A 16,702-nucleotide genomic window follows, 5' to 3' on the forward strand; every position below is an offset into this window, starting at 1 on the left:
AGGGGCGGAGATGCTCCGCGACTGACCTACAGCAGGTTCGGCAGGTTCGTGCCGAGCGTCCAGGCGCCTGCGCCGGCGAGTGCTGCCAGCGTCAGCACGGCGACGACCCAGAAGAACAGCACACGCTTGGCGCGCTGACGTGCCCAGTAGAACTCGTCCAGGTCGATCCCCGCGAAACGCGCTGTGAGAGACCGATATTCGTCGTCCTCCTCGGAGGGCGGGGGCGGCAACTCGTCGCGGGTGAACACCCGGGTGTGCCGCGGGCCGGCCACGTCGGCCGTCGGCGCCGAGGAATCGGCGACGAAAGACAGCGACTGGTGCATCGCCGAGTTGCGCGGTGCAGGCACCTTGAATCTGGGCAGACCCAGTTCGGTCGCGACCACCTCCAGTTCGCCGGCCATCTCGGCTGCGTCGGCGAATCGTTCGGCGGGGTCGCGCGCGGTCGAATACGCCACCAGCTCGTCGAACTGCCTTGGTACGCCGGTGATCCGGGTGCTCGGCGGCGGAACGTCGTGATCCATCCGCTGGTAGGCCACCGCCAGCGGGCTGTCCCCGGTGAAGGGCGTGTTCCCCGTGAGCAACTCGTAGACCAGCACGCCGACGGCGTACACGTCGCCGCGGGCATCCGTGTCGCCGGTGGCCACCTGCTCGGGGGACAGGTACGCCGCGGTGCCCAGGATGACGTCGGTCGAGGTGATCTTGGCGTCGGCCAGTGCGCGAACCAACCCGAAGTCGGCGATCTTGACGTCGCCGTCGTCGCTGATCAGCACGTTCTCCGGTTTGATGTCGCGATGTACCAGCCCGGCGCGGTGCGCGGCGGCCAGGCCTGACAGCACGGGCCGCAGCACGGCCGCCACCGCGTGCGGCGGCATCGGCCCGCGTTCGCGCAGCAGTTCGCGCAGCGTGCCGCCCTCGACGAGTTCCATCACCAGATAGGGGGGTTGCCCTCCCGGCGCGCCGGCGCCCTGGTCGTAGACCGCGACCAGACCCGGATCCTTCAGGCGCGCCACGGCGCGGGCCTCGCGCTGGAAACGGGTCAGGAAGTGCTCGTCGGAGGCGTAGCGCGCGTCCATGATCTTGACCGCCACGGGACGGTCCAGGCGCAGATCCACCCCGCGGTACACCGCGGACATGCCGCCGGTGGCGATCAGCGCATCGACCCGGTAGCGACCGTCCAGCACGGCGCCCGACAGCGCGCCCGTCGGCTGGTAGGTCTCCATCGGACTCATGGTACGAGCCGCGCGGCGAAGGACTTGGCAAGCTGGCGTCGAAAGTGCCGCCGTGGCCTTAAACTTGACGCGATGAGCAGCATCCCGACTGCCGATGACGTACTGGATCCCGACGAGGCCGTCTACGACCTGCCCACCGTCGCGAGACTGCTGCGCATACCCGTGAGCAAGGTGCACCAGCATCTCCGCGAAGGCCATCTGGTCGCGGTGCGCCGCGGACGCGAGGTGGTGGTGCCGAGAATCTTCTTCGACGACACCGGCCACGTGGTCAAGAGCCTGTCCGGCCTTCTCGTGGTCCTTCGCGACGGCGGCTACCACGAAACCGAGATCATGCGTTGGTTGTTCACCCCAGACCCGTCGCTGACCATCAGCCGCGACGGCGACACGGAGCGGCAGGCTAACGCCCGCCCGGTGGACGCGTTGCACTCGCATCAGGCTCGAGAGGTGGTTCGCCGGGCGCAGGCGATGGCGTACTGAGCGCCGCGGGGGTGCGGTGCAGCCAGTACCAGGCGCCGGCGGCACAGGCGGTGGCGAGCAGCACGTGGAACCACGAGTACATGCCGTGCGCCCCGTCGGGCCGCCAGATCACCGTGATCCACGTGGAGAACCCGGCGATCAGCGCGATCGCCCTCGGGGACTGCGCCAGCGCCGACATCACCGCCAGCGGCCAGGTGTAGTACCAGGGCAGCGCGGCCGGCACGAACAGCACCACGATCACCATCAGCGTGGCGATACCCACCAGCGCGTCGCGGTCGGTGTGCCGGAATCGCCACCACAGCAGCGGCGCCGAGACCGCGATGATGCCGATGCCGATGATCCGCAGGATGTCCAGCACCGCATAGAAGTTCACCGGGATCACCAGGCCGACCACCGCGTTGACCAGATTCGCGGTTGCGGTCGGCACGGTGAGCCAGTTGATGATCTTGACCGATCCGGCCAATGCGGTCAGCCATCCCAGCCCCACCCCGGCGGCCAGGGACAGCACCGCGAACACCGCCGCGAAGACCAGTACGCACGCCGCTGTCGCGACCACGAACGACTTCGGCGCCGAGAAGCCGCGCCGGTCCCGCAGTCCGCGGGCCCAGACCCAGACCATGAACGGAAGTGCCAGGCCCGCGGTGGCTTTCACCGCGACGGCCACGCCGATCAGCGTCACCCCGGCGACACAGCGGCCGCGGAAGCACAGCGCGATGCCGGCCATCATCAGGCCCACCATGAGCATCTCGTTGTGCACGCCGCCCATCAGCTGGATGATCACCAGCGGGTTGAGCACGCAGATCCACAGCGCCGCCGCGCTGTTCGCGCCGACGTGGCGGGCGATCCGGGGGACCGCCCAGATCAGCAGCGCCAGACCGGGCAGCATGCACAGCCGCAGCAACATGGTGCCCGCGACGACGTCGTTGCCGACGAGCATCGTGACGAACTTGGCGACCAGGATGAACGCGGGCCCGTACGGTGCGGTCGTCGTCGTCCAGATGGGACTGACGTTGTCGAGCAACGAGTTCGGGTTCTCGATCGGACCGACCAGGTAGGGGTCGAACCCGTCGCGCAGCAGCGCGCCCTGGGCCAGATAGGAATAGGTGTCGCGGCTGAACACCGGCACGCTGAGCAGTAGCGGGGTCAGCCAGAAGCCGGTGGTCGCCACCATCGTGTACTGGGTGGCGGTGCGGTCGATGACATGGCGTCCCAACCACAGCCACGCCGACAGCATGAGCACCACGCCGAGCCACAGCAGCAGCGACGACAGCACCAGACCGTGCCCGAAGCGCAACCAGGACAGGTGCATCGACTCCAGGAGGGGATCGTGCAGCCGGGTGCTGCCCGCGCCGAGGCCGCCGGCGGTGACGAGCAGCGCCCCGAGCCCACCCACCCAGGCCGGTCGGGCCTGCGGGGACAGCGCGAACTCGCGGAACCGCTGCAGCGGTGGCGCGGGGTGCCGGGACGGCGCGGGTGTCGTCATCGGCCTAGGCGGATCTGTTCGCGGCCAATCTGGCGAGCTCGATCAGACCCGCCCTGGCCTTCTCGTCGATCGGCGCGGAGTCCAGTACTCCGATCGCCGTGCGGGTCAGCGTGTCGATCCGGGTCTCCACCGCGGCGAGCGCTCCGACCGACTCGATCAGGCCGCGCAGTTCGGTGACCGCGGCGTCGGTGAGGTCGGTGCCGATGGAGGTGCGCAGCAGCTTGGCTCCGACCGGGTCGCGCTTCTCGGCCAGTTCGACCGCCTCGGCCAGCAGCACGGTGCGCTTGCCCGAACGCAGGTCGTCGCCGGACGGCTTGCCCGTGACCGCGGGGTCGCCGAACACGCCGAGCACGTCGTCGCGCAGCTGGAAGGCAACCCCGAGGCTGGTGCCCAGCTCGTGGAAGGCCTCCTGGATGTCGGGGCGGTCGGCGGCGGCTGCGGCTCCGAGCTGCAGGGGACGCGAGATGGTGTACGACGCGGTCTTGTAGATGTTGACCGTCAGCGCCGAGGCGACGGATTCGGCGCCGCTCGCCTCGTTGACGATGTCGAGGTACTGGCCACCGAGAACTTCGGTGCGGATCGCCGACCACACCCGCTGGACCCGCCCGTGCGCGTCGGCGTCGATCGGGGCCGTGGCGACGATGTCGTCGGCCCACACCAGCGACAGGTCGCCCAGCAGGATCGCCGCGGACAGGCCGAACTGTTCGGGCGAGCCGTGCCAGCGGTTCTCGCGATGCCGCTCGGTGAAGATGCGGTGCACCGTCGGCAGGCCGCGGCGCGTGGCCGAGGCGTCGATGACGTCGTCGTGCACCAGGGCGCAGGCGTGCAGCAGCTCCAGTGCCGAGAACAGCCGCAGCACGGCGGCATCGGGTTCGGTGCCCGCGACGGCGCGCCAGCCCCAGTAGGCGAAGGCGGGCCGCAGTCGCTTGCCGCCGCGCAGCACGAATTCCTCGAGCGCCTCGGTGAGCACCGCGTAGTCCGCGCCGATGTACGCCGCGTCGCGCCGCCGGTCGCGCAGGTACTCGCGAAGCTGTTCGGTGACGGCCGCGGCCAGCTCGACGGCTGACGGTGCCGTTGCGTCGACGCTCAGCGGGCGCCCCTTTCTTCCGTTCGTTCGGTGCTCAGCGTAGAGCCTGTGACACCCGGATGGCCGCCGCAGCGCCTACTGGGAATGTTCCTGCGGCTGGCCGGGTCGCGGGGAGCGGTCCCGGTTGTTGTAGGCCAGCGCGCCGATGATGCCGGCGACGACGAGCGAGGCCACGCCCAACCAGATGGCCGCGCCGGTGAACGACCGCGCGCTCGGATCGGTGTAGCGGGCCTGGGCGTTCATGGTGCTGACCACGCCGGGGCGCAGTTTCCATTCGACGACCTCCGTCGACACCCGGTCGCCGTTGGTGGAGGTGACCTCGCCGGGGAACGAGACCGACAGCGACACGTCGGCTTCCGGATCGCTCAGCGAGGTCAGGTCGGCGCGGCCCTCGAGGATCACCAGGTCTCCGGCCCGACGCAGCGAGATGTCCACGCCCGCGGCGTCCCGGTTCATCCCGGCGAGCTGGGGCAGTTCGGCGAAGGTCAGATCGGAGAAGACGGCCTGGGAGCCGACGTAGTCGTCGCGGTTGTAGTCCGACACGGCGACCTTCTGCGCGAAGGGCAGGTTGTTGAGCAGCTGCGGGCCCTTGTCGCTGGCGTCGCGGGGTTTGGCCGCGGCCACGATCTGGCCGGACACCCGGTCGTCGGGGGAGACCGTCAGCGAGGCGCGCACGCGCACGCATCCGATCAGCGACGGCGCCAGCACCAGCAGCAGCAACACCATCGCGACAAGACGCCTGGAGGTCCGGTGACGGTTCGGCACCAGGTCATCGTGCCAGACCGCGCCCGTGATGACGGTGCGGAGCGGCTCTACAGGGGCAGCGACCGGCCGAGGATGGCGAACGCCCGTGGATCGCCGGCGAAGTGGTAGCCGCGGATCACGTCGGTGAAGCCGAGCCGGCGGTAGAGCCGCCAGGCCCGGTTGCCCTCGCCGGTGATCTCGGGGGTCGACAGCAGGACGTGGTCTTCGCCGCGGTCGCCGAGCAGTCGGCGGATCAGCGCCTCGCCGAGGCCGCGGCCCTGGGCGGACGGCACGATGTGCAGTTCGGTCAGCTCGAAATAGCTGGTCATCAGCGTCGCGATGCGTTCGGTGTTCGCGCCGCTGCGGCGCAGGCCGGCGACCACCTGCTGCTGCCACCACTGATCGGGTGCGCCGCAGTAGCCGTAGGCGATGCCGAGCATGGGCGCCGAGGCGAGGTCGGTCTCCGACGGGCCCGCCCCGTCCCCGGTCTGGACCGCGGCGACCGCCTTCCAGCCGTGCCTGCGGGTGTGCTCGAGCCACATCGAGGCGCGCTGCTCCTCGGTACCGCGCGGGTAGCGCATGGCGTCGACATAGATCGCGAGCGCATCACCGAGACGGCGCTGCATGTCGACGGGCGACAGCTCGATCAGATGCGTCGCCAACTGTTCGTCCCTCCCGGCGGTGATTCGGTGGCCGCCATCATTATCTCCGTCGATCCGGATGATCCACGGTGCGCCGGGTCCGCGGACAGGGCTTCGTCATAGAATCAGGCAGCGAACTAGGTGGTACGGCTCAGATTCTGCTCGTATCATTGCGGTTGAGTGCCCGTAGAAGCGGGCACGCCTGACGTTGAACGACTGCGACGCCCCCACGGCAAGAGGGAGGGACGAATGCCACTCTCCGATCATGAGCAGCGCATGCTCGACCAGATCGAGAGCGCGCTCTATGCCGAGGACCCCAAGTTCGCGTCGAGCGTTCGGGGCGGAACTCTGCGGGCGCCCTCGACCCGGCGCCGTCTGCAGGGTGCGGCGTTGTTCGTGCTGGGGCTGGCGATGCTGGTGTCGGGCGTCGCGTTCAAGGCCACGATGATCGGCAGCTTCCCGATCCTGTCGGTGATCGGCTTCATCATCATGTTCGGTGGCGTCGTGTTCGCCATCACCGGGCCGCGCGTGGGTGCTCCGGGTGAGCGCCTGCCTCATGATGCCGGGCCGAATCGGCAGAAGCGGGCCAAGGGTGGGGGAGGTTCCTTCACCAGCCGGATGGAGGATCGTTTCCGCCGGCGCTTCGACGAGTAGCGCGTCGACCACGTAGGGGCAGTCCACCAGGGCTGCCCCTTCTTTTTGCCCCACAGTCCCCCACAGGCAGCCCTAACGGCGCGATCATGCCGCTGAGCTGGGTGTTTGTGCTGCGCGGACATGCGCGGTGCGCGACGGCGCACCCTGGGCGGAATCCTTCGACCTCGTGAAAGTGGGGAGGCAGGTGAATTGCTGTCCGCGCTTGGGCGCAAAGTGGGGCATTGTGGGGTAAAGTGGCGGACAACGGAGCGACCGGGGTTCCGTCAGGGCAAGGTCTAGCGAGGTGGCGAGATGTTCTTCGGCACCTACACGCCCAAGCTCGACGACAAGGGGCGACTGACGTTGCCCGCCAAGTTCCGCGACGCACTGGCAGGAGGGTTGATGGTCACCAAGAGCCAAGATCACAGCCTGGCTGTCTATCCGAGGGCGGAGTTCGAGGCGATGGTCGCCGAGATCTCCGGCCGCGCGAAGCGGGGCAATCCGCAGGCCCGCGCCTACCTGCGCAACCTGGCCGCCAGCACCGACGAGCAGTACCCGGACACCCAGGGCCGGATCACGCTGTCGGCCGAGCACCGCCGCTACGCGAACCTGACCAAGGAGTGCGTGGTGACCGGCTCGATCGAATTCCTCGAGATCTGGGACGCCCAGGCATGGCAGGACTACCAGGAGCTTCACGAAGAGAACTTCTCCGCGGCCAGCGATGAAGCACTCGGCGACATTATTTGACCTGGCCCCGCAGGCCCGTGCGGCGCGGCCTCTGCCCGAACCGGCCCTGACGTACTTCCCCGACGTCAGGTCCGTGCTCTCGGACAGGGACCTCGCCGCAGGGGCCGCCCCGATCCCTCACGGTGCTGCGATGGTGGATGAGCCTCATGTTCCGGTCCTGCTGGACCGGTGCGTCGAACTGCTCGCTCCGGCGCTGACCCGGCGCGACGCCGACGGCACGGGCGCGACGCTGGTCGACGCCACGCTGGGCGCCGGAGGGCATGCGGAGCGCTTCCTCACCCGGTATCCCGGTCTGCACGTGATCGGCCTGGACCGCGACCCCGACGCCCTGCGGATCGCCGGAGACCGGCTGGCGCCGTTCGGTGACCGCTTCACCCCGGTCCGCACCCGCTACGACGGGTTCGACCTCACCGACGTCGACGCGTTCCTGTTCGACCTGGGGGTCTCTTCGATGCAGCTGGACCGGCCCGAACGCGGCTTCTCCTATGCCACCGACGCACCGCTGGACATGCGCATGGACACCGACGCCGGCCTGACCGCCGCCGACATCCTCAACACGTACGAGCAGAAGCAGATCGCCCGGGTGCTGCGCGAGTACGGCGAGGAGCGCTTCGCCGGCCGCATCGCCGCGCACATCGTTCGGCGCCGGGCGACCACGCCGTTCACCACCACCGGTGAACTCGTCGAACTGCTGTACCAGGCGATCCCGGCACCGGCCCGCCGCACCGGAGGCCACCCGGCCAAGCGGACCTTCCAGGCGTTGCGCATCGCGGTCAACGCCGAATTGGACGCGTTGCGGCTGGCGATTCCCAAGGCGCTGCGGGCCCTGCGTCCCGGTGGCCGTATCGCCGTGATGGCCTACCAGTCGCTGGAGGACCGCATCGTCAAGACGGAGTTCGCGGCGGCCACGGCGTCGCGCTCACCCGACGGCCTTCCTGTCGAGTTGCCCGGCCATGGACCCGAATTCGTCGCACTGACCCGCGGAGCAGAGCGCGCGAGTGCCGAAGAGATCGACCGCAATCCCAGAAGCGCTCCGGTCCGGTTGCGCGCGTTGGAGAAAGTTGGGGGACAGTAGCGATGAGGACGCAGAAGGCACAGAAGGCGGCCAAGCCCGCGCGCGGCGCCGCGCCGGCGTCGGCCCGCTCCCGCCAGAAGGCCACGGATCAGAAGGTGCGGACCCGCCGGCCGGTGCGCGACCCCAAGCGCGTTCCCGTCGACGCGCCGCCCCGGGGGCGTACCTCCACCCGCGACGCGCGGCCTGCGCGGCGCACCACACCGAATCCGCGGCTGACCGACACGCCGGCGCGGCCGAAGAGCGCGAGCCAGGCCAAGGCCCGCGCGAAGGCGCGGAAGGCCAAGGCGCCCAAGGTTGTTCGTCCTCCGCTGCGGGAGCGCCTGCTCACCCGCCTGGCGTCCATCGAGCTGAACCCGCGCCGGCTGGTGGCGCGCGTGCCCTTCGTGGTGCTGGTGATCGGATGCCTCGGGATGGGGTTGGGGGTGACGCTGTGGCTGTCCACCGACGCGGCCGAGCGCTCCTATCAACTCGGTCACGCCCGCCAGCTCAACCAGGCGCTTATGCAGCAGAAGGAGGCACTGGAGCGCGACGTGCTGCAGGCGCAGGCGGCGCCCGCGCTGGCCGAGGCGGCCCGAAACCTGGGCATGATCCCGTCACGCGACACCGCCCATCTGGTGCAGGACGCGTCGGGCAACTGGGTGGTGGTCGGAACCCCCAAGCCCGCCGAGGGTGTGCCGCCGCCGCCGTTGAACGCCCCGCTGCCCGAGCCGGCCCCGCCCGCGCCGCCCGCGCCGCGCGTCGTGACGCCGTCGGAGGTCCCCGTCCGGTTACCGTCACAGACTGTGCCCTTGAACTCGACCGGTCAGGTCCCGACGGCTCCCGGCCTCGAGGTGCCGCACGCGGTTTCGGGTCAACTGCCCACGCCCGGTCCGGCACCGGCGCTGCCTCCGGTGATCGTGCCTGCACCGCTCGCCACGCCTCTCGATGCCGGCTCGCCTCACCTGGTGCCGGGTGACCCGGCCGTCCCCGGCGCCCCGTCGGGCACCGAGCAGGTCGGCCCTGCGGCACCGGTGCCGGGCCCGCCCGCATGAGTCGCGAGGCCGGGCGTCGGGGCCGCCCCGCGCGGGCGGCCGGTGCCGAACGCTCGGCGCGTTCGCGTCGTGTCCGCCAGGCGGCTCCGCGCAGTGGGCTGCGCAGCGCGTCGTTCGTGTTCCGGCACCGCGCGGGCAACGCGGTGATCTTCCTGCTGATCGTCGTGGCGGCCGCGCAACTGTTCACGCTGCAGGTGCCTCGCGCCGAGGGCCTGCGCGCCGAGGCCGCCGGCCAGCTCAAGGTCACCGACGTCGACGCCGCCGTGCGCGGATCCATCGTCGATCGCAACGCCGACAAGCTGGCCTTCACCATCGAGGCGCGCGCGCTGACCTTCCAGCCGGTCAAGGTGCGCAAGCAACTGCAGGAGGCTTACGAGAAAAGCGGGGCCAAGGCCGGCGAGAAGGCCGACGCCGAGAACGCCGAGGCCGCACCGGATCCCGACAAGCGGCTGCGCGAGATCGCCGACGGCGTGGCCTCACGGCTGGGCAACAAGCCCGACAGCGCCACCGTGCTCAAGAAGCTGCGCAGCAACGAGACGTTCGTCTACCTCGCGCGCGCCGTCGATCCGGCGATCGCCGACGCCATCACCACCGCGTACCCGGAGGTCGGCGCGGAGCGCCAGGATCTGCGGCAGTATCCCGGCGGCGCGCTGGCGGCCAATGTCGTCGGTGGCATCGACTGGGACGGCCACGGTCTGCTCGGCCTCGAGGACTCGCTGGACTCGGTGCTGGCCGGTACCGACGGATCGGTGACCTACGACCGCGGATCCGACGGCGTGGTGATCCCCGGCAGCTACCGCAACCGCCACGACGCGGTGAACGGTTCGACGGTGATGCTCACCCTCGACGACGACATCCAGTTCTACGTCCAGCAGCAGGTGCAGCTGGCCAAGGACGCCTCCGGCGCCAAGAACGTCTCGGCCGTGGTGCTCGACGCCAAAACCGGTGAGGTGCTGGCGATGTCGAACGACAACACCTTCAACCCCGCCCAGGACATCAGCAAGCAGTCCAGCCGCGAGCTGGGCAACGTGTCGGTGTCGTCCCCGTTCGAGCCGGGATCGGTGAACAAGATCGTCACCGCCGCATCGGTCATCGAGTACAACCTGTCGAATCCCGATGAGGTGCTCCAGGTTCCGGGGTCCATCGACATGGGCGGGGTGAACGTCCGCGATGCGTGGAGCCACGGGGTGATGCCGTACACCACCACGGGCGTGTTCGGGAAGTCGTCGAACGTCGGCACGCTGATGCTCGCCCAGCGGGTCGGACCGCAGCACTACGCCGAGATGCTGCGAAAGTTCGGGCTGGGTCAGCGCACCGGTGTCGGACTACCCGGCGAGAGCGCCGGCCTGGTTCCGCCGATCGATCAGTGGTCGGGCAGCACCTTCTCCAATCTGCCGATCGGACAGGGTCTTTCGATGACCCTGCTGCAGATGGCCGGCATGTACCAGGCCATCGCCAACGACGGGGTGCGGATGCCGCCGCGCATCCTCAAGGCGACGATCGCCCCGGACGGCACCCGCACCGACGAACCGCGGCCCGAGGGCGTCCGGGTGGTGTCCCCGCAGACCGCGCGCACGGTGCGCGACATGTTCCGTTCGGTGGTGCAGCGCGACCCGATGGGTTACCAGCAGGGCACCGGTCCGGCGGCGGCGGTCGAGGGCTACCAGATCGCCGGCAAGACCGGCACCGCCCAGCAGATCAACCCGGCCTGCGGGTGCTACTTCGACGACGTCTACTGGATCACCTTCGCGGGCATGGCGCCTGCCGACGATCCGCGCTACGTGGTCGGCATCATGATGGACAACCCGCAGCGCAACGCCGACGGCTCGGCAGGCCACTCGGCAGCACCGCTGTTCCACAACATCGCCTCGTGGCTGCTGCAGCGCGAGAACGTGCCCCTGTCGAAGGATCCCGGTGCGCCGCTGACCCTTCAGGCGGGTTGACGCCCGCGGGCGGCGCCGGCGGTCTGGGTACTGTGGCATGGCCATGAATCTGCGCCCCAGCCATCCCGTCGGTGTACCGCTCGGCGACGTGGCCCGTCTGATCTCCGCACTGCGCGCCGACGGCGCCACGGTGCCCGACGTCCCGGTGACCGGCGTGACCCTGCGCGGGCAGGACGCGCGGCCCGGTGACCTGTTCGCGGCACTGCCCGGCACGCGTGCGCATGGCGCCCGCTACGCCGCGGATGCGGTGGCGCACGGTGCGGTGGCCGTGCTGACCGATCAGGACGGGATGGCCGAACTCGGCGGGGCGTCCGGTCTGGGGGTGCCGCTGCTGCTGCACGCCACGCCGCGGAGCGTGTTGGGCGCGGCGGCGTCGGCGGTGTACGGGCATCCGTCCGAGCAGCTGCGCGTCATCGGCGTCACGGGCACCTCCGGCAAGACCACCACCACCTATCTGGTGGAGGCGGGCCTGCGGGCGGCGGGCCGGGTGGCCGGCCTGATCGGCACCGTCGGCGTGCGCATCGACGGCCGCGACGAGGCGGGCGGTCTCACCACCCCGGAGGCCCCCGATCTGCAGGCGCTGCTGGCCGTGATGCTCGAGCGCGGCGTCGACACCGTGGTGATGGAGGTGTCCAGCCACGCGCTGACCCTCGGGCGCGTCGACGGGACCACCTTCGCGGTCGGCGGCTTCACCAACCTGTCGCGGGACCATCTGGACTTCCACCCCACGATGGACGACTACTTCGACGCCAAGGCCCGGCTGTTCGATCCCGGCTCGCCGACGCGCGCCGCCGCGTCGGTGATCTGCGTCGACGACGACTGGGGCCGCGCGATGGCACGACGTGCCGACAACGCGGTCACCGTCGCGGTCGGCGGCACCGGCGACTGGACGGCCGAGCAGATCCGCTCGGTGGGCGACGGCGTGCAGGACTTCGTCGCGGTCGACCCGGCCGGCGTGCACCACGGTGTGGAGATCGGACTGCCCGGCCGCTACAACATCGCCAACTGCCTGCTCGCGCTGGCACTGCTGGACGCGGTGGGGGTGTCGCCCGAGCAGGCGGTGCCCGGGCTGCGCGCGGCGAGCGTGCCGGGCCGGCTGGAGAAGATCGACCGCGGCCAGCCGTTCCTGGCCGTCGTGGACTACGCGCACAAGCCCGGAGCGCTGCGCGCGGTGCTGGAGACGCTGCGCGACCAGTGCGCCGGCCGGCTCGCCGTGGTCTTCGGTGCCGGCGGCAACCGGGACGCGGGCAAACGCGAACCGATGGGGGAGGTGGCCGCCGAAGCGGCCGATCTCGTGGTGGTCACCGACGACAACCCCCGCGACGAGGATCCCGCCGCCATCCGGGCCGCGGTGCTCTCGGGTGCGGCGGGCGGGACGGCTGAGGTGGTCGAGATCGGTGACCGGCGCGCCGCGATCGACCACGCGGTGGCGTGGGCCCGTCCCGGGGACACCGTGCTGATCGCAGGCAAGGGCCACGAGACGGGCCAGACCAGCCACGGGACCACCCGCGCGTTCGACGACCGCGCCGAACTCGCCGCGGCACTGGAGGCACTGACCGCGGGAAAGGCGGGCCGATGATCGCGTTGTCGCTGGCCCGGATCGCCGACATCGTGGGCGGCCGCCTCGCCGACGTCACCCCCGAGGAGGCGGCCGAGACCCGGGTGACCGGCACCGTCGAATTCGACTCGCGCGCCGTCGGTCCGGGATGTCTGTTCCTGGCGCTGCCGGGTGCACGCGCCGACGGGCACGACTACGCCGCCGCGGCGATCGGCGCCGGTGCGGTCGCCGTGCTGGCCGCACGCCCGGTCGGCGTGCCCGCGATCGTGGTGGATCCGGTGGCCGCCGAGGACGGCGCGACCGGCGTCCTCGAGCACGACACCGACGGCTCGGGCGCGGCGGTGCTCGCGGCGCTGGCACGGCTGGCCGCCGCGGTGGCCGCCGAGCTGGTCGCCGACGGGCTGAGGATCGTCGGCATCACCGGGTCCTCGGGCAAGACCTCGACCAAGGACCTGATCGCCGCGGTGCTCGCCCCGTTGGGCGAGGTGATCGCCCCGCCCGGGTCGTTCAACAACGAGCTCGGGCATCCGTGGACGGTGCTGCGCGCCACCCCCGACACCGACTTCCTCGTCCTGGAGATGTCGGCCCGCCATCCGGGCAACATCGCCGCGCTGGCCCGGATCGCGCCGCCGTCGATCGCGGTCGTGCTGAACGTCGGCACCGCCCATCTCGGCGAGTTCGGTTCCCGGGAAGCCATTGCCGCCACGAAATCTGAACTGCCGCAAGCAGTTCCGTCATCAGGGGTGGTGGTCCTCAACTCCGACGACCCGGTGGTGGCGGCGATGGCCGACGTGACCGCCGCCCGCGTCGTGCGGGTCGGCCGGTCGCCGGAGGCCGACGTCTGGGCCGACAACGTCACCCTCGACCCTCTGGCGCGTCCCCACTTCACCCTGCACGCCGCACAGGACGAGGCGGACGTGTCGCTCGCCGTGCACGGGGACCACCAGGTGTCCAACGCGCTGTGCGCAGCCGCGGTCGCGCTGGAGTGCGGTGCCTCGCTCGACCAGGTCGCGGCGGCGCTGGCGACCGCGGGCCCGGTGTCGCGGCAGCGGATGGCCGTCACCACCCGCGGCGACGGGGTGACGATCATCAATGACGCCTACAACGCCAACCCGGACTCGATGAGCGCGGGGCTCAAGGCGCTGGCGTGGATGGGACGAGAAGGCCGCACGTGGGCGGTGCTGGGCGAGATGGCCGAGCTCGGCGAGGACGCGATATCAGAACACGACCGCATCGGCAGGCTGGCGGTGCGCTTAGATGTCTCGAGACTCGTCGTCGTCGGAACCGGGAGGCCTATGAGCGCCATGCTGCACGGGGCGGTCATGGAGGGCTCATGGGGCTCTGAGGCCACTCCGGTTGCCGACGCCGACGCCGCGCTGGCCGTGCTGCGCGCCGAGCTGCGGCCCGGCGACGTGGTGTTGGTCAAGGCCTCCAACTCCGCAGGCCTGGGCGCGCTGGCCGACGCCCTGCTCGCCGAGGGCGCCCGATGAGGCAGATCCTCATCGCGGTCGGGATCGCACTGGCGGTGTCGATCCTGCTCACTCCGGTGCTGATCCGGCTGTTCACCCGGCAGGGATTCGGTCATGAGATCCGCGAGGACGGCCCGCCCAGCCACGCCAAGAAGCGTGGCACGCCCTCGATGGGCGGCGTGGCGATCGTCGCCGGTATCTGGGCCAGCTACTTCGGCACCCACCTCGTCGGCGTGCTGATCGACGGCAAGGGCCCGTCGGCGTCGGGCCTGCTGGTGCTGGGCCTGGCCACCTCGCTGGGCGTGGTGGGGTTCGTCGACGACCTGATCAAGCTGCGCCGCGCCCGCAACCTCGGGCTGAACAAGACCGCCAAGACCGTCGGCATCCTGGTCGCCGCGGTGCTGTTCGGCGTGCTGGCGCTGCAGTTCCGCAACGCCGACGGGCTCACCCCCGGCAGCCCCGAGTTGTCCTACGTGCGCGAGATCGCCACGGTCACGCTGGCGCCTGCGATCTTCGTGCTGTTCTGCGTGGTCATCGTCAGTGCCTGGTCGAACGCGGTGAATTTCACCGACGGCCTGGACGGGCTCGCCGCCGGGGCGATGGCGATGGTGTGCGCCGCCTATGTGCTGATCACGTTCTGGCAGTTCCGCAACGCGTGCGCCACCAGTCCGGGGCTGGGCTGCTACAACGTGCGCGACCCGCTGGACCTGGCGATCATCGCCGCCGCGACCGCCGGGGCATGCATCGGCTTCCTGTGGTGGAACGCCGCGCCGGCCAAGATCTTCATGGGCGACACCGGCTCACTCGCCCTGGGCGGCATCATCGCAGGCCTGTCGGTGACCAGCCGCACCGAGATGCTCGCCGTCGTCCTCGGCGCGCTGTTCGTCGCCGAGGTCACCTCGGTGGTCGTCCAGATCCTGGCGTTCCGCACCACCGGCCGCCGCGTGTTCCGGATGGCGCCGTTCCATCACCACTTCGAGCTGGTGGGCTGGGCCGAGACGACGGTGATCATCCGGTTCTGGCTGCTCACCGCGATCGCGTGCGGGCTCGGCGTCGCCCTCTTCTACAGCGAGTGGCTGACCACCGTCGGGGCCTGACGTGACGACACCGTCGCGACCTGACATGGACGAGCCCCTGCGCTCCGGCGCCGCGGTCCTGGTCGTCGGGGCGGGCATCACCGGCCGTGCGGTGCTGGCCGCGCTGACGCCGCTGGGCGTGCGCGCCACCCTCACCGACGACAGCCCGTCGGCGCTCACGGCGTTCGCCCAGCAGGGAGTCGCCGTCATCGATCCCGCCGGGGCGGTCGCGACGATCGCCGACGTCGACCTCGTCGTCGTCAGCCCGGGCATCCCCCCTACCGCGCCGATCCCCGTCGCCGCCGCGGCGGCGGGCGTGCCGGTGTGGGGCGACGTCGAACTCGCGTGGCGGCTGGACCGGGCCGGCCACTACGGCCCACCGAAGACGTGGCTGGTCGTGACGGGCACCAACGGCAAGACCACCACGACGTCGATGCTTTTCGCGATGCTGAGCACGGCGGGCCGGCGTGCGGCGCTGTGCGGCAACATCGGCGAGCCGGTGCTGGCCGTGCTCGATCAGCCGGCAGACGTGCTGGCCGTGGAGCTGTCGAGCTTCCAGCTGCACTGGGCACCGTCGGTGCGACCCGACGCGGGCGTGGTGCTCAACGTGGCCGAGGACCACCTGGACTGGCACGGGTCGCTGGAGGCCTACGCGCAGGACAAGGCGCGCGCGCTGACGGGCCGGGTGGCCGTCGGCGGCGTGGACGACGCGATCGCGGCCAGGTTGCTGCGCGAGTCGGACGCGCCGACAAGGGTCGGCTTCCGGCTGGGGGAGCCCCTCGCGGGTGAGCTCGGCGTGGTCGACGGCCGGCTGGTCGACAACGCGTTCGCCTCGGCGCAGGTGCTCGCCGACACGGCGGTGATCCCGGTGGCCGGTCCGGTGGGGGTGCTCGACGCGCTGGGTGCGGCGGCGCTGGCCCGGGCGGCCGACGTTCCCGCGGAGTCGATCGCCGAGGCGCTGTCCACGTTCGCGGTGGGCCGGCATCGCGCCGAGGTCGTGGCCGTCGCCGACGGAGTGCGTTACGTCGACGATTCGAAGGCGACCAACCCGCACGCCGCCCAAGCCTCGATCAGCGCCTATCCGCGGGTGATCTGGGTGGCCGGCGGTCTGCTCAAGGGCGCCTCGGTCGACGAGATGGTCGCTGCAGTGGCAGACCGCCTGGTCGGGGCGGTGGTGATCGGGCGGGACCGGGCCATCGTCGGCGACGCGTTATCACGACACGCACCGGATGTCCCCGTCGTCGAGGTGGTGACGGGGGAGGATTCTGGGGTGGTTGAGAATGCTGAGACACCTGTGACTGGTGTGACTCGAGTGGTCGACACCGGCGGCAGGCCGCTGGCCCAGGCTGTGATGGCCACCGTCGTCGACGCCGCCCGTGGCCTCGCCCGGTCCGGCGACACGGTGCTCCTGGCGCCGGCGGGGGCATCCTTCGACCAGTTCAGCGGCTACGGACAGCGGGGTGACGCGTTCGCCGCGGCCGTGCGCGCAGCGATCGGCTAGCGGGGCCA

At 70.9% G+C, this 16,702-nt stretch carries 15 protein-coding genes; 10 read left to right on the plus strand and 5 right to left on the minus strand.

Annotation, left to right across the window (positions count from 1 at the left end):
• Positions 1 to 26 precede the first annotated feature (26 nt).
• Positions 27 to 1,229, minus strand: coding sequence for a protein kinase domain-containing protein (locus tag G6N45_RS15560; protein WP_163723095.1), 1,203 nt, complete (start codon positions 1,227 to 1,229; stop codon positions 27 to 29).
• Between the two features lie 72 nt (positions 1,230 to 1,301).
• Between G6N45_RS15560 and G6N45_RS15565 the strand changes: the two genes are divergently transcribed.
• A complete protein-coding gene (locus tag G6N45_RS15565; protein ID WP_057148596.1) occupies positions 1,302 to 1,706 on the plus strand; it encodes an Rv2175c family DNA-binding protein in 405 nt (134 codons plus the stop codon).
• On the opposite strand, the gene G6N45_RS15570 is transcribed toward G6N45_RS15565, so the two are convergent.
• From G6N45_RS15570 to G6N45_RS15585, 4 genes are all read right to left on the minus strand, one after another.
• Positions 1,627 to 3,189: an alpha-(1->6)-mannopyranosyltransferase A gene (locus G6N45_RS15570; protein WP_163723096.1), complete on the minus strand. Its 1,563-nt coding sequence runs from the start codon at positions 3,187 to 3,189 to the stop codon at positions 1,627 to 1,629. The two genes, G6N45_RS15565 and G6N45_RS15570, sit on opposite strands and share 80 nt — an antisense overlap.
• A 4-nt stretch (positions 3,190 to 3,193) precedes the next feature.
• On the minus strand, positions 3,194 to 4,279 hold the full coding sequence (idsA2, locus tag G6N45_RS15575) for a bifunctional (2E,6E)-farnesyl/geranyl diphosphate synthase (RefSeq protein WP_163728516.1): 1,086 nt from the start codon (positions 4,277 to 4,279) through the stop codon (positions 3,194 to 3,196).
• Positions 4,280 to 4,351: 72 nt separating this feature from the next.
• On the minus strand, positions 4,352 to 5,041 hold the full coding sequence (locus G6N45_RS15580; RefSeq protein WP_281353688.1) for an LppM family (lipo)protein: 690 nt from the start codon (positions 5,039 to 5,041) through the stop codon (positions 4,352 to 4,354).
• Positions 5,042 to 5,088: 47 nt separating this feature from the next.
• Positions 5,089 to 5,682 carry a GNAT family N-acetyltransferase gene (locus G6N45_RS15585; RefSeq protein ID WP_057148603.1) on the minus strand — a complete coding sequence of 198 codons (594 nt, stop codon included), beginning with the start codon at positions 5,680 to 5,682 and terminating at the stop codon, positions 5,089 to 5,091.
• Between the two features lie 228 nt (positions 5,683 to 5,910).
• Between G6N45_RS15585 and G6N45_RS15590 the strand changes: the two genes are divergently transcribed.
• From G6N45_RS15590 to murD, 9 genes are all read left to right on the plus strand, one after another.
• Positions 5,911 to 6,315, plus strand: a complete 405-nt coding sequence (locus tag G6N45_RS15590; RefSeq protein ID WP_057148605.1) for an SCO2097 family morphological protein — start codon at positions 5,911 to 5,913, stop codon at positions 6,313 to 6,315.
• 291 nt (positions 6,316 to 6,606) lie between these two features.
• A complete protein-coding gene (locus tag G6N45_RS15595; RefSeq protein ID WP_057148607.1) occupies positions 6,607 to 7,041 on the plus strand; it encodes a division/cell wall cluster transcriptional repressor MraZ in 435 nt (144 codons plus the stop codon).
• Positions 7,016 to 8,116 carry a 16S rRNA (cytosine(1402)-N(4))-methyltransferase RsmH gene (gene rsmH / locus G6N45_RS15600; RefSeq protein WP_163723097.1) on the plus strand — a complete coding sequence of 367 codons (1,101 nt, stop codon included), beginning with the start codon at positions 7,016 to 7,018 and terminating at the stop codon, positions 8,114 to 8,116. Before G6N45_RS15595 ends, rsmH begins: the two co-directional genes overlap by 26 nt.
• Positions 8,117 to 8,118: 2 nt before the next feature.
• Complete coding sequence (locus G6N45_RS15605; RefSeq protein ID WP_163723098.1) at positions 8,119 to 9,147, plus strand: cell division protein FtsL; 1,029 nt, start codon at positions 8,119 to 8,121, stop codon at positions 9,145 to 9,147.
• Complete coding sequence (locus tag G6N45_RS15610) at positions 9,144 to 11,090, plus strand: peptidoglycan D,D-transpeptidase FtsI family protein (protein WP_163723099.1); 1,947 nt, start codon at positions 9,144 to 9,146, stop codon at positions 11,088 to 11,090. The genes G6N45_RS15605 and G6N45_RS15610 overlap by 4 nt, the downstream gene beginning before the upstream one ends.
• Positions 11,091 to 11,133: 43 nt before the next feature.
• Complete coding sequence (locus G6N45_RS15615; RefSeq protein WP_163723100.1) at positions 11,134 to 12,669, plus strand: UDP-N-acetylmuramoyl-L-alanyl-D-glutamate--2,6-diaminopimelate ligase; 1,536 nt, start codon at positions 11,134 to 11,136, stop codon at positions 12,667 to 12,669.
• Positions 12,666 to 14,138 (plus strand): UDP-N-acetylmuramoyl-tripeptide--D-alanyl-D-alanine ligase, encoded by a 1,473-nt coding sequence (locus G6N45_RS15620; RefSeq protein WP_163723101.1) that lies wholly within the window; start codon positions 12,666 to 12,668, stop codon positions 14,136 to 14,138. Before G6N45_RS15615 ends, G6N45_RS15620 begins: the two co-directional genes overlap by 4 nt.
• Positions 14,135 to 15,214, plus strand: a complete 1,080-nt coding sequence (gene mraY, locus G6N45_RS15625) for a phospho-N-acetylmuramoyl-pentapeptide-transferase (RefSeq protein WP_048421003.1) — start codon at positions 14,135 to 14,137, stop codon at positions 15,212 to 15,214. Before G6N45_RS15620 ends, mraY begins: the two co-directional genes overlap by 4 nt.
• Positions 15,215 to 15,239: 25 nt before the next feature.
• Entirely contained in the window at positions 15,240 to 16,694 is a 1,455-nt protein-coding gene (murD, locus tag G6N45_RS15630; RefSeq protein WP_163723102.1) for a UDP-N-acetylmuramoyl-L-alanine--D-glutamate ligase, read from the plus strand.
• Positions 16,695 to 16,702 lie beyond the last annotated feature (8 nt).

The sequence above is a fragment of the Mycolicibacterium psychrotolerans genome (genome assembly GCF_010729305.1).
GTDB classification, from domain to species: domain Bacteria; phylum Actinomycetota; class Actinomycetes; order Mycobacteriales; family Mycobacteriaceae; genus Mycobacterium; species Mycobacterium psychrotolerans.